At 47.4% G+C, this 13169-nt stretch carries 12 protein-coding genes; 10 read left to right on the top strand and 2 right to left on the bottom strand.

Annotated elements, in window-relative coordinates; translation table 11 throughout:
• The first annotated feature begins 88 nt into the window (after positions 1-88).
• From aroK to RBK99_RS09505, 9 genes are all read left to right on the top strand, one after another.
• Positions 89-622 (top strand): shikimate kinase AroK, encoded by a 534-nt coding sequence (gene aroK, locus RBK99_RS09545; RefSeq protein WP_317504375.1) that lies wholly within the window; start codon positions 89-91, stop codon positions 620-622.
• Between the two features lie 18 nt (positions 623-640).
• On the top strand, positions 641-1714 hold the full coding sequence (gene aroB / locus RBK99_RS09540; protein ID WP_317504374.1) for a 3-dehydroquinate synthase: 1074 nt from the start codon (positions 641-643) through the stop codon (positions 1712-1714).
• A 45-nt stretch (positions 1715-1759) separates the two neighbouring features.
• On the top strand, positions 1760-3313 hold the full coding sequence (locus tag RBK99_RS09535; RefSeq protein ID WP_317504373.1) for an AAA family ATPase: 1554 nt from the start codon (positions 1760-1762) through the stop codon (positions 3311-3313).
• A gap of 81 nt (positions 3314-3394) precedes the next feature.
• Positions 3395-4267 (top strand): Dam family site-specific DNA-(adenine-N6)-methyltransferase, encoded by an 873-nt coding sequence (locus tag RBK99_RS09530; RefSeq protein ID WP_317504372.1) that lies wholly within the window; start codon positions 3395-3397, stop codon positions 4265-4267.
• The gene (locus RBK99_RS09525) at positions 4264-4716 is read left to right on the top strand and encodes a GNAT family N-acetyltransferase (RefSeq protein ID WP_317504371.1); all 453 of its coding nucleotides are present in this window, start codon (positions 4264-4266) and stop codon (positions 4714-4716) included. The genes RBK99_RS09530 and RBK99_RS09525 overlap by 4 nt, the downstream gene beginning before the upstream one ends.
• Complete coding sequence (locus RBK99_RS09520) at positions 4713-5492, top strand: class I SAM-dependent methyltransferase (RefSeq protein ID WP_317504370.1); 780 nt, start codon at positions 4713-4715, stop codon at positions 5490-5492. The genes RBK99_RS09525 and RBK99_RS09520 overlap by 4 nt, the downstream gene beginning before the upstream one ends.
• Positions 5476-5967, top strand: a complete 492-nt coding sequence (locus RBK99_RS09515; protein WP_317504369.1) for a peroxiredoxin — start codon at positions 5476-5478, stop codon at positions 5965-5967. The genes RBK99_RS09520 and RBK99_RS09515 overlap by 17 nt, the downstream gene beginning before the upstream one ends.
• The gene (locus RBK99_RS09510) at positions 5967-7148 is read left to right on the top strand and encodes a BaiN/RdsA family NAD(P)/FAD-dependent oxidoreductase (protein ID WP_317504368.1); all 1182 of its coding nucleotides are present in this window, start codon (positions 5967-5969) and stop codon (positions 7146-7148) included. The genes RBK99_RS09515 and RBK99_RS09510 overlap by 1 nt, the downstream gene beginning before the upstream one ends.
• A 777-nt stretch (positions 7149-7925) precedes the next feature.
• Positions 7926-8744 (top strand): hypothetical protein, encoded by an 819-nt coding sequence (locus RBK99_RS09505; protein ID WP_317504367.1) that lies wholly within the window; start codon positions 7926-7928, stop codon positions 8742-8744.
• Between the two features lie 33 nt (positions 8745-8777).
• On the opposite strand, the gene RBK99_RS09500 is transcribed toward RBK99_RS09505, so the two are convergent.
• Entirely contained in the window at positions 8778-9905 is a 1128-nt protein-coding gene (locus tag RBK99_RS09500; protein WP_317504366.1) for a TraB/GumN family protein, read from the bottom strand.
• 166 nt (positions 9906-10071) lie between these two features.
• Between RBK99_RS09500 and RBK99_RS09495 the strand changes: the two genes are divergently transcribed.
• Entirely contained in the window at positions 10072-11103 is a 1032-nt protein-coding gene (locus tag RBK99_RS09495) for a phospholipase A (protein ID WP_317504365.1), read from the top strand.
• Positions 11104-11107: 4 nt separating this feature from the next.
• Here RBK99_RS09495 and RBK99_RS09490 read toward each other — a convergent pair whose 3' ends face one another.
• A complete protein-coding gene (locus tag RBK99_RS09490; RefSeq protein ID WP_317504364.1) occupies positions 11108-13126 on the bottom strand; it encodes a ligand-gated channel protein in 2019 nt (672 codons plus the stop codon).
• Between the last annotated feature and the right edge of the window lie 43 nt (positions 13127-13169).

The following is a 13169-nucleotide window of genomic DNA, read 5'->3' as shown; positions in this document are numbered from 1 at the left end:
CGCTTCTTTTCGTTGGGTTGGGGGACGTCTCCAGACACTCCGGATTCGTGAGTTACAGCTAATTTTAACTAATGATGTAAGCAGGAATATGGCTGAGAAACGTAATATTTTTCTTGTTGGGCCCATGGGGGCTGGCAAAAGTACGATTGGCCGTCAAATCGCCAGACAATTACATTTAGAGTTCTACGACTCAGATTCTGAAATTGAGCGCCGCACAGGTGCTGAAATCAGTTGGGTTTTCGAGCTGGAAGGCGAAGAAGGCTTTCGTGCACGCGAAGAAAAAGTGATTGAAGAGCTGACCGAAAACATGGGCATCGTCTTGGCGACTGGTGGCGGCTCGGTGTTAAGCAAAGAAAGCCGTAATCGTCTCTCGGCGAGGGGTGTGGTTGTCTATCTAAAAACGCCTATCGAGAAGCAACTGGCCCGTACCCAGCGTGACAAGCGCCGGCCTTTAATTGCTGAAGCTGACGACCCGCGTAAGGTGCTTGAAGACCTGGCTCAGGAACGCGATCCGTTGTATGAAGAAATTGCTGACATCACGGTGCAAACCGATGATCAAAGTGCAAAATTTGTCGTCAACGATATTATCGATCAACTCGAATCAATTACTGGTCTCGGGTAAGTATCAGGAGCTGCGTTCATGGCTGAGGTTAACGTCTCTTTAGGTGAACGCAGCTACACGATTTATATTGGTAACGGTTTGTTACCAAACTACGTAGAAAACCTCCCGCAAAAACTCAATCAACAGCTGTTGATTATTACCAACCCGACCGTCAGTCAATATTACCTAAAACCTCTTTTGCGCACGCTTGCCGATCATCAGGTTGAGGTATTTGAAATGCGCGACGGCGAGCAGTTTAAAAGTCTGGACAGCTATGCCGAAGCGATGGATATTCTGATTGATGCCGGCTTTAACCGCGACTGTGGCATTATTGCCTTGGGCGGCGGTGTGGTTGGCGACTTAGCTGGCTTTATTGCGTCAACCTTTCAACGCGGTGTCGACTTTTATCAAATTCCGACCACCTTACTGTCTCAAGTTGACTCTTCTGTGGGCGGAAAAACGGCGGTAAATCACCCACAAGGCAAAAACTTGATTGGTGCCTTCTATCAGCCGAAATCCGTCGTTATTGATATTGACTGCCTGCAGACACTAACTGAGCGAGACTTCCGCAGCGGCTTAGCGGAGGTGATTAAGTACGGCATTATCTACGATGCTGAATTTTTTAACTGGCTGGAACAGCACACCGCCGAATTAACTCAGCAGGATCCGGCGGCGCTCACCTATGCCATTCAGCGCAGTTGCGAAATTAAAGCCGAAGTTGTGGCCCAGGATGAACGAGAAAAAGGACTACGGGCATTACTCAATTTAGGTCACACTTTTGGTCACGCCATTGAAGCGGCTACCGAATACGGCGAATGGACCCATGGCGAAGCAGTGGCTGCTGGCATCATAATTGCATCTAAACTGTCAGAAGTGACACAGCGGCTCGATTCGTCAGATTTTCGACGCATCAAAGATTTAATGCTGGCACTTGGTTTGCCAACGAAGGGCCCGGAAATGCCCTGGCAGGACTGGTTAGACTACATGCAGCGCGATAAAAAAGTAAAAGATGGACAGCTGCATTTTGTTCTCCCAGTCGCTATTGGTCAGGCTGAAGTTGTCAGTACGATAGAACATCATACCGTTGCTGCTGTGATCACTGAATGTTGCTAACGCCTGAGCGTTATCTCTATTCGGCTGACAGACAGGAACAGACAGATGCAAGCACTTGCAACCACACAACATATTGTTGCGGCACCGGTAAAAACCAAACCGAGTCAACAGCAGGTTATTGACCAGCTCCACCAACATTGCCAACAAAGCGTGTCGCTTATTATGCTGCACGGCAAAGAAGGCAGCGGCAAAACCACCATTGCGGAAGTCTTTCTTGAGCAGGCGTCGGAATACGCTGAAGTTGCTTTTATTGGCGCAAATGAACGCTCCACCAATGACCGCGTTCGCGCACAAATACTCAACCAGTTGTTTGGCACCATTAGTATTAATGACGAGTCATTAAGCCGGCAGATGCAACGCCAACGTCCACTAAACCATGCCATCATCGTTATTGATAACGGTGAGCTGCTTTCCGAAAGTTTTCTGGCTGAGTGCATTTCTACGGTTACGCAATTGAGTGCTATTGGTCAGCGCACCAGTATTATTATTACCGGCGACAGCCGTTGGGCTCAGCAACAACGTCCAGCACCGCATTTGCGTGTACAGGGCCCGACCATGATTGAGGTGCAGCCACTGAATCATGACGAACAAATACGCTTTGTGCAGGCGTTACTACCTGAAAAGCAGCGCAGCTTCTGGAACCTTGAACGCATTCAGCAATTTTTGAACTCTATTCATGGGTTTCCGGGAGAAATCCAGCAGCGCCTGCAGTTAACGTTAACCACGCAGGCGGCCCGTTACCGCGATACCCATACTGAAAATAATGACGACCGTAACGATACAGCTGCACAGAGCAAAGTGGAGCATAAATCAGAGAAAAACAGTGATCGTAAAATGAAGCTTTGGCCTATTATTCTGGTCACAACCGTCATTAGTCTGGCTTTTGCAGGATTTTTGAATAAGGACCAGTTAACGGCCTATTGGCAGCAGATAAACCCTGAGCCGGCGACAACCGCACAACCGTCTACCAAAGAAACCACCGCTGACGTAGCAGAGAAAACCAACGAAACAGCCACTAAAGCAGCTCAAGAAACAACCCAGTTGCCTACCTTTGAGCCGTTAACTGAACGTTCACTGGAGCTGGTTCCTGCTGAGCTTGCGTCGTCATACCGTACTGCGCTGGGAACATTAAATACCGTGGCGTCTGCTGAAGTAACGGAAGGCGATATATCGCTGGGCTTTATTAAGCAACAGCAACCAAAAGAAGCTGAGCCCGTGGGACAATCAGCCGCGGAGGCCGGTATAAAAACCGTTGTAGCCGAGCCAGAAGCAACTGCAGAGCAACCTGAACCACAACCACAGCGTGCGCTGCCGTTCCAGACCCAATGGGCTCTGGATCAGAACACCAACCGCTATACACTGCAAATCAGCATTATTAGCGACCCACAGCTACTGCGTACGTTTCGCAATGACTATGGTATTGCGGGCAATACCCAAGTTTACCAACGCGCTGACCAACGTTATGTCGTTATTTTTGGCAGTTACCCCACCATTGCAGAGGCACGTGCAGCAACGGCTGAGTTGCCGACAGAAGTCCAGAAAATCGAGCCCTGGGCCAAGTCGTTTAGCAGTGTGCAGAACGACATTACCGGCGAGTAGGGTAACGAATCGCGCAGTCAGCAATTTTCATCCCCCGGCCTTTGGGGTACAATCCACTAAGGATTCACCAACGGCCGGCGCATGAAGAAAAATCGGGCATTTTTAAAATGGGCAGGCGGTAAGTACTCACTTATCGAACCTATTACCGCACGCTTGCCGCAAGGTAAAAAGCTTATCGAGCCGTTTGTTGGTGCCGGTTCAGTCTTTCTGAATACCGACTACGACAGCTACCTGCTTAACGACATTAATCAGGACCTTATTACCCTGTATCAGTTTGTGAAACGCCGCCCTAAAACCTTTATTCAGGATGCCCGCAAACTATTCGTCGATCGCAATAATCACGCCGATGCTTATTACGCCCTGCGCGCCGCATTTAATGCCAGCAGCGACCCATACTTCCGCTCACTGCTGTTTCTTTATATGAATAGACACGGTTACAACGGCCTCTGCCGTTACAATAGCAAAGGCATTTTTAACGTCCCGTTTGGTGACTATCGCAAGCCCTATTTTCCCGAGCGTGAGCTTGAGCACTTTGCGGAAAAAGCGCGTAAAGCTAAGTTTATCTGCCGCCCGTTTGAACAAGTGTTCCGGCGCGCCCGCCAAGGCGACGTCATATACTGCGACCCGCCCTACGCCCCCCTGGACCAGATTTCGAATTTTACCAGCTATGCGACCGGCGGCTTTGGGTTGGGCGATCAGGATGAGTTAGCGCGCCGCGCGGTTCAAGTTGCCAAAAAACGACACATTCCGGTACTTATTAGCAATCATGACACCGACCTCACTCGCGCCTTATACAAGCACGCCGATATCAGTAGTTTGTCGGTCTCGCGCAGCATCAGTCAAAAAGGCGACGGTCGAAAACCTGTCGCTGAGTTGCTCGCCTTGTATGATACCAAGGCGAACAAAAGCAACGTAGTTTCTCTTAACAAGTCATTGAGAAGAGTAGGCACATGAACTGGCATTTAAAAGCATTTAATGAACTTTCGCTACACGATCTATACGACTTGCTGAAACTTAGGCAAGAAGTTTTCGTGGTGGAACAAACCTGCCCATACCTCGATGCCGATGGCGCAGATGAGCAGGCTTTGCATTTGTATGCCCGTAATGAGACAGGCGAGATGATTGCCTACGCCCGCTTGTACCTGGCAACCGCTGCTACCGGCCATTCCCGCATTGGGCGGGTAATAACGCACGAGAAAGTTCGCCGTCAGAAGCTGGGCGTTGAACTCATGCAGCGCAGTATTGAATATCTTGAACAACAGGCTCCGCAGGCACCCATCCAGGTAGGGGCCCAGGTTTACCTGCTAAAATTCTATAGAAGCTTTAAATTTGAAGCCATTAGCGAGGAATATCTGGAAGACGATATTCCGCATATTGATATGCAACGTAAGGCCGCACAGTGATCCTCGCCCCTGTACTGAGTGAACCGGAATGTGCTGATGCTGCCGCCGAAATTGCAGCACGCTGGGGCTTACCCACTCAGAGCAGTAAACAAGACACCTTCCAACTCTGGCTCAGAGAGGGGGTACTGGCACTTCATTGGCTAGAAAGCCCACAGAAAATGTCACCGCTGGTAGTGGATTTTCATCAAGGCAAAGCCGCCTACCGGGCACAACATACGCAATTAAAAAATGAAGCCATTGCCAAAGCCGTTGGTGTAGGCGGAAAACTCCAACCGTCGGTACTCGATGCTACCGCAGGGTTGGGTCGCGACGCCTTTGTTCTTGCCGGATTAGGCTGTGACTTACAATTAATTGAGCGTCATCCTGTTGTGGCAGCGCTGCTCGACAACGGCTTACAACGCGCTCAGCAAGAAGCCGACTTTATCGGTGAAACCTGCCAGCGTATGCACTTAATAGGCACCGATAACCTGTTTACCGGAAAAGGCTTCACCCACGAACCCGACGTAGTCTACCTGGACCCTATGTACCCAAAAACCGGTAAGCAAAAAGCTCAGGTAAAAAAAGACATGCAAATGTTCCAACAACTGGTCGGCAGCGATGAAGACGCGGACAACTTACTGGAGCCTTCAATAGCCCGAGCGAAATACCGAGTGGTGGTAAAACGCCCGAATAGCGCACCTTTTCTGGCCGAGCGTGAACCAAACAGTCAAATTAAGAGTAAAAAGCATCGTTTCGATGTTTACATAAAACGAGGTTTCAATGAGTCAACAAATTAAAGAAGGCGATAAAATATCGTCAGGGTCACTCACCAGTAAAGGTGAGCTTGGTATTCAAAACTACGATCCCGCAGAAATTTTTGCTAAAGGTACACACATACTATTTTCAGTACCTGGCGCTTTTACTCCGACCTGTTCGGAGAAACACCTGCCCGGCTACGTAGAGCACGCTGAGGCATTAGAAAAAGCGGGTGTTCAGAGCATTAATTGTGTTGCCGTAAACGATGCCTTCGTAATGAAAGCCTGGGGCGAGTCTTTAGGGATCGGAGAAAAGGTTCGGTTATTGTCCGATGGCAACGGCGCCTACAACCAAATGCTGGGCTTAAGCATGGACACCGGCAGCTTTGGCGGCATTCGCTCGAAGCGTTACGCGATGATCATCACTGACGGTGAAGTTACTGGCTTGTTTGTCGAAGACGACAAAACTTTCGAAGTTAGCAAAGCCGAGTACGTACTGGAACAACTGCAAAAGTAATGTCGAACTGGGACGTGATTATTATTGGTGCCGGCGCCGCCGGGCTGCATTGTGCCGCACACGCCGCAAAAGGCGGTAATTCGGTGCTGGTGCTTGATCACGCCAAACAAGCCGGTAAGAAAATTCTGATTTCCGGTGGCGGCCGCTGCAATTTCACTAATATGTACGCTGGCCCGGAAAATTTTCTTTCGTCAAACCCGCATTTTTGCAAATCGGCTCTCAGCCGCTATACCCAATGGGACTTTATTGGCTTGGTGGCTGAGTATGGCATTGCTTACCACGAAAAAACCTTAGGTCAGCTGTTTTGCGATGACTCCGCCAAAGACATAGTGCGCATGCTGATGAGTGAGTGCGACCGTCATGGTGCCAAAGTTCAATTGCGCACCGATGTTATCTCGGTAGAACATGACAGCAATTACCGTATTGAGACCAGCAAAGGGGAGTACCGTTGCGATAAGCTGGTGGTCGCCTGCGGGGGATTATCCATGCCGAAACTTGGCGCAACGCCCCTGGGTTATCAACTTGCCGAGCAGTTTGGGCATTCCATTGTGCCGGTGCGAGCCGGGTTAGTCCCATTTACTCTACAGGAAGATGAAAAAAACCGCTTTGCTGAGGTTTCTGGTGTTGCAGTGCCCGTAACCGCAGAAGCTAACAATGGCTACTTCCGTGAAGCTATGCTGTTTACCCACCGGGGCGTGAGCGGACCCGCCATTTTGCAGGTATCGTCCTATTGGCAGCCCGGCGAAGCCGTCACCATTAACTTGCTACCCGACTTAGACGCTTTTGAGTGGCTGAAAACACAGCAACAGCAGCAACCTAAAACCCAACTGAATACTGTTTTACAGCAACACTTTCCTAAACGAGTGGTCTCAGCATTTGCAAAACAACACCAGTGGCCCCTGAGCAACAAGTTAGCGGACACCTCTAACGCGCAATTCCAGGCCATAGCCGATAACCTCAACCGCTGGCAACTAAAACCCAACGGCACCGAAGGCTACCGCACAGCAGAAGTGACCTTAGGCGGCGTAAACGTTGATGAAGTTAGCTCCAAAACCATGGAAAGCAAGAAACAACCCGGCCTGTATTTTATTGGCGAAGTGCTGGACGTAACCGGCTGGCTGGGGGGCTTTAATTTCCAATGGGCGTGGAGCAGCGGGTTTGCCTGTGGGTCGGAGTTGTGAGTCTCTTGCAATAATAAACACCGACATAATTTCAATGATTAACTACGAGCGCTAGAGTATGAAAGGCGATTCAAAAGAAACTATCGGGTTTCCAATAAATTAGTAGCGATTCCAACCCGTTGAAGTTCAACCGCTAAAGCCTACGGAGAAAATTTGAAAAAATTTAAGTACAGCTTTATTTGGTGGATCCCGACCGTAATAATTATGACGCTAATGATCGACATACTCTATGAGGAGAAACAAGCCTTATTCCAGTTCTTTTATACTGGTAACGGTTCCAGGATGACTGGATACCTTGCTCTTAGTCTCGTTATTACCGCAGTTGGCATTCTGTTTTACTATCCTTACGTTTTAATAAAAGCGTTAATAACTCGGTATTACGTCGATGAACATTTTTTTTACATACGAACCTTGGGAAAAGAGAAAAAAATTCCTTTAAATGAGCTCAAGTATGTCCTAAGGAAACAAGACTGGACATTCTGGCTAGGTGGTCCTTTTCTACGATTCACCTATGAGGGTAAGCGCTATAAGCTCGCACCAGGGTTTTACATGAATAAAGAAGATTATAGTTACCTTAAATCTTTAATCTATATTAATGAACCAGACACTCTCTTTTAAGACTGAACGATCTATTAATTTAATGGACATTTCGTAGAAAAATTTGGATTAATTTCATAAATTTTTCTGGCATTCAAACAGGCAAAAGTTAAGAATAGTGGTTAAGTTGGCTCCAGCTTTTAGTATGTTAACTTTATTGTCGGTGAATACGAGGTCCCTTTGAAGAGTAAACTTTCACTGTTTCTAATATTCTTTTCTCTTATCACTGGATGTGCTCCAACTCCTATTCCAGGTCATACCCACGGCGTAAATTTTTCTGAGAATGATATTTCTATCGTATCTTCATATTATGGTGAGGAAAATTATGAACCACTTAAGTCCATCGCTCAATATGAAACATTTAATCTCGTTAATATTCATGATGAAGAATTTACCATGTCAATTTTTACCACAAAGCATTTAGCCCAATGCTTTGAAACAGAAAGGTCTCTCGAGAAGAAAGTTAGAGGGTTAATATCTGATGAATTCTTGATGTTATTAGAAGACAATAATTTAGGTGTTTATTTCATACCAAAATCAAATTTTCTAATAACGAGCAAGAAGAAAAAGAATAGCTCTGAGAGATTGAATTTCGTGTTTGGTGTAGAGGACACCAAAGGATGCGACCAGAAATTAATAGTAAAGTCTTTCAAAGACGCAATCAGAACAATAATTCATGAGTCATTTCATGTTTTTATTTATGAAAATAAAATAGCTATCACTGAGCTTGAAGACGAAGTTTTGGCCTACACTGTTGATTACTGTAATGAGATCTACGCAAGTAATACAAAGAAGTTTGTTTTGAACAATAAAGCGCCTCCTGAGCCTACAAACTGGGCTGATTATTCACTTTCATTAAAGGCTTATTATCTATTCCAAAAAGGACTTCAACAAGCTTACTCTAATTCGTATGAATTAAGCAGCATAAGTGAGAAACAAAAGGCTATGAGGTTCGTTCAGGAAGTGTGCAGTGGCGCTACCCATATTGTGTCTGATTAGCTTCCTGATAACCGTCGATAGAACGCTAATAAGTCAATCCCGTTCCAACTCATCTTCCCACAACAACTCTCCATCCAGCCCATGCAGCGTAACGCGGTAGTTCCCGGCAGGGAGATAAAGCGGCAGCTTTTCAGCTGCATCCGATTGAACGCGATCCGCGACATAGCCCGTTTTAAGGTTATAGGCCTGAAGTATGACGGGCCTATTCTCAGGCCAGTCAGGTTCAGTTGGCATATAAGAGTCTCCCAAGTCTCTGCGAAAGTAGCCTGTCGTTTCCGGTGGCGCTTTAGGCACTCGTATTTGTATATCAACGTTTTGCACACTGCCGACGTTTAGAATATTTCCGTTCTGGACGTAGGCATAAGTGGCAAGTGGGTTCTCGTCATTGCCGCGGTAAGGGCACGCGGTCGTGTCGATGGTAAGCGGATCAATTCCGTGCTCATTCTTCAGGAAGTCAGCCATTGTCCGATACTCACCATCCGGACTATTAAGCGGAGCTTCAGCAATGTGCGCCCAGCCCGCAAATATCAGGAACCGGGCGTTATCATCCGCCTGACTAATTTGGGTCATTATATTATCTGCCTGCTGACGGTCTCTGAAAGCAAAGCTTTCCGCAGATGACATGTCATCCGGTGCAAGCTGTGTTCGCTCGTATCCGAACACATTAAAACCTAACGTCTTAGCCTTCTGAATAAGGTTCGACATCATGGGTTCCTGCACATACGCCTCCTTTGCGCCGTGCTCTCCGGGTTGCAGGGCTTCAAAGCCAACATGCGTAAAGCCTTGCGCTTTAAACCATGGTAACCACTTGGCTACAATAGCTCTTGAGGCTACGTTAAAATGGTTTTCGTTTACCATAACGACCTGATGCTCGCCCACACGCTGTTTTACTAACGGCGTTCCGGCCACTTTTTTAACTGAAGAACTTACTTCGCAATAACCACGAGCCGTAAACTGGGTCAGGAACTCATAGACTTTATCGGAACGACCCATCAGGGTAAGAAAGGCGGCTTCTGTTTGTGGTGCGTCGCTTACCGATTCCAAGAGCTTATTAATGTGTCCTTGTTCGAGGCTATAAGCGACGCTATTCGTCGAACTGTCTTTGCTCTCTGCCGACACCAACATTGGAGCGAAAATTAGAAATGCGAAAAATAATCTCATAAAACTAGTTAACTGTTGTAAATATGTTAATTAACATTAGCTGACTCAAGGTCAATGAACAAGGCCTTAAAAACCCACTTTTACACTCCCTTTATGCCAACAGGGTGATCTAAAACCTTCCCTTAAGCTATAGTACTAGGAGTTGAAATTAAGGAGTCTTGTGCTTATGAAGAAATGGATCTGGACGATTGCATCATGCTTTACCGTATTAGTAGCCGGTAATGCTCAGGCGCAAGTGCTTTCCGATATGCAACAATGCCTGTTGGATAAAATGAACACCACCAATGCCGACACCACTATTGCAGAGGTTCGCTCTCAATGTGAAAAGCAGCTGCGGGCAGCCAAGAAGGAAGAGGTAGTCGAAGTGGATGCGGTTGAGGGAGAAGCCGGGGTACTGACGAAGCGCATTCGAAGCGAGCAAGTCACTCAGTTTGACCCTTATGTGTTAACCCCCCACCGCCGTAACTATATGTTGCCGATTATTACCTCGAATAATATCAACCGTGAAGTATACAGCGGCTTACAGGGTTATCAACAAAACCTGGAAGACTACGAGGCTAAGTTTCAGGTCAGTTTTAAAGTGCCGTTCAATAGAGAAAGCTTACTTTTTGAGAATGACCGCCTGTTTTTCGGCTTTACGGTTCAGTCCTGGTGGCAAGTGTATTCCAACAAAATATCTAAGCCCTTCCGTGAAACAAACTATATGCCGGAGTTTTTCTACGCCACACCAACCGGCTGGCATCCATTTGGTACCAATACCGGACTCGTATTTGGTGCTGAACATTTATCAAACGGCAGCAGCCAGCCGCTATCGCGCAGCTGGAACCGCTTTTATGCTCAATTTGTGGTAGAAAAAGGCAATTTTGTTTTTTCCGTTAAGCCCTGGATCCGCCTGCAAGAAGATCCGAAAACGGACCCGCTGCAGTCCAGCGGTGATGACAACCCGAATATTACCGATTACGTTGGCGATTATGAATTCACCACCGCCTATAGCGATGGTGATTTTGAGTATATCTTTAAGCTGCGGCATGCCATTGACACCGGACGCGGCTCAGCAGAACTAAACTGGACGTTTCCCATTGGCGGTAAGTTTATTGGCTATACCTCAATTTTTACCGGTTACGGAGAGAGTTTGATTGATTACAACCACAAACAAACACGTTTCGGTTTAGGCATAGCCTTAAACAACGTCCTGTAACCCGTTAAAAACTGTAGGCGGCTGACAGCCACAGGCGTCGGCCGTCTTCAACATAACCGTACTCTTCCACGCCAATTTGCTTATCCAGTACGTTATAAATGCCTGCTCCAAGCTTTAAATCTCGCGTGACAAAATAGTTCACACCAACGTCTGCCAACGTGTACGAAGGAGCGACCAAAGAGCTTTGAGACGGCCCCGTCGTCGGTTGGCTTTCTTCCCCACGGTAATGCACACGCAACCAACTATTCCAGCGCTTGTTAGGCTTCCAGCTCAACGACGTCTGAATCAAATGTTTAGGCAGCTGGTTCAGTGGCTCGCCTTTGTACTCGCCTGATTTTTGCTCTGAGTCGGTGTAAGTGTAGTTACCTTTCAGTGACCATTCTCTGCTGAAATGAGTACTCGCTGTTATTTCAACGCCGCGGGTAATGGCTTCATCTATGTTCACCCGTGTCGTTGGCATAGAGCCAAACTGGTTAGGTCCGGCATCGCAAACGGTTTCCGGGCAGTCTACTCGGGTAATTTTGTCATCAAACTGATTATAAAATACCGTTACAGAAGTAAAAGTACGACGCCCCCAGTCGCTGTATAACCCCAGCTCGTAGCTGGTTGAAGTTTCGGCTTCTAAGTCAGGGTTACCATAAACGTTACCCCCGCGACTGACTTGTCCCCAGTCGGCTGTTGTTTCACGCAGGCTAGGCGCGCGGAAACCCGTCGAAACACCGCCTTTCAGGGTAGTTGCACGACTTAACGAATAGACACCGTAGACGCGTGGACTCCAATGACCCCCAAATACATCGTCCTCGTCGTAACGCACACCTGTCGTTAAACTAAAGTCGGTCAATAACGGCCAGGCGGTTTCTGCAAACACCGACCACTGTGACCCTTCAATGCGAGTTCTGTCGCTTATCTGATTACTGGTTAAATCTTCGAGCTCTTCCTTTTGATACGCAACACCAAGATTCATTGTATTTTCTTTCAACAACGGCACGTTCCAGTGGCTTTGAAAATCAGTATTGGTAATGGTCATTAAACGCGCTTTGTTTTCATACTCGTCACGTTTTAAATAACTTCGGGATCCCACCAGCCCCCATTGGCCATTGTGGGCAATAGACACAGTATTGCTGTCGTATTCGGTGGTTGAAGACTCAGGGCAACCTCGGCGTCCACACTCTTCTCCAGGCGCCAGCGGCTCTATTGTCTTCCCTAAAGAAGCGTCTATCGTTTGCGCAGCCGTACCAATTTCAAATAAAATTTCATGGTCGCGGTTTGGCGTGTAAGCTAGCTTTAAATCAGCATCTTCTGCCGTTTTATCCCGGTAACCAGACACTATTTCGTCTTCCAGACGTCGCGTATAACCCGCTGAAAGCTGAATGCCCAGTGTATCTTTAATAAGAGAGCCTGCAGTATACAAATTGGTCTGGTAACTGTTCCCCGACTCCGAACGTTCCTGCAAGGTGCCGTCAACACGAATTTCTGAGTGCCATTCTTCCGGCGTTTTACGAGTAATAATATTAATGACACCACCAATAGCGTCCGAGCCATAAAGTGACGACATAGGACCACGAATTATTTCAATACGATCAATAGCGGCTAGTGGCGGTGTCCATGCCCCTTCTACGCCCGGACCGTCGCTGTTTGGACGCGTTTCGCGTGAGCTTTGTCGTTGGCCGTCAACCAGAATTAAAGTGTAGTCAGCGCCCATGCCACGCAGACTAATGTCCTGGCGATCTCCACCGCCGGTCACAATAACCCCCGGCACATCGGTCATTGCATCCGTCAGGTCTTTATAGAAACGCTGAGAGAGATCACGTTTATCAATAACAGAAATAGAGGCCGGAGCGTCTTTCAAATGCTGCGCAATACCCGATGCGGTTACCACCATCACTTCCATGCCTTGACGCTTGTGATGCTTACTTTCATGTTTCTCCTGCTTTCCCTGCTCTTGAGCCTGAGCGGCACCAAAGACTGTCGCAATAGTTAGTGCCAAAACACTCAATTTTAAGCCGCTGTTCCTGCGATTCATTGTCATCCCCTAATAAGTTATTAAATGCGAATTATTTTCATTA

The sequence above is a fragment of the Idiomarina solivarensis genome, assembly GCF_033052755.1.
In the GTDB taxonomy this organism is placed as follows: Bacteria; Pseudomonadota; Gammaproteobacteria; order Enterobacterales; family Alteromonadaceae; genus Idiomarina.
Note: the sequence above shows the minus strand (reverse complement) of the source record. Positions and strands in the feature narration are given on the sequence as shown.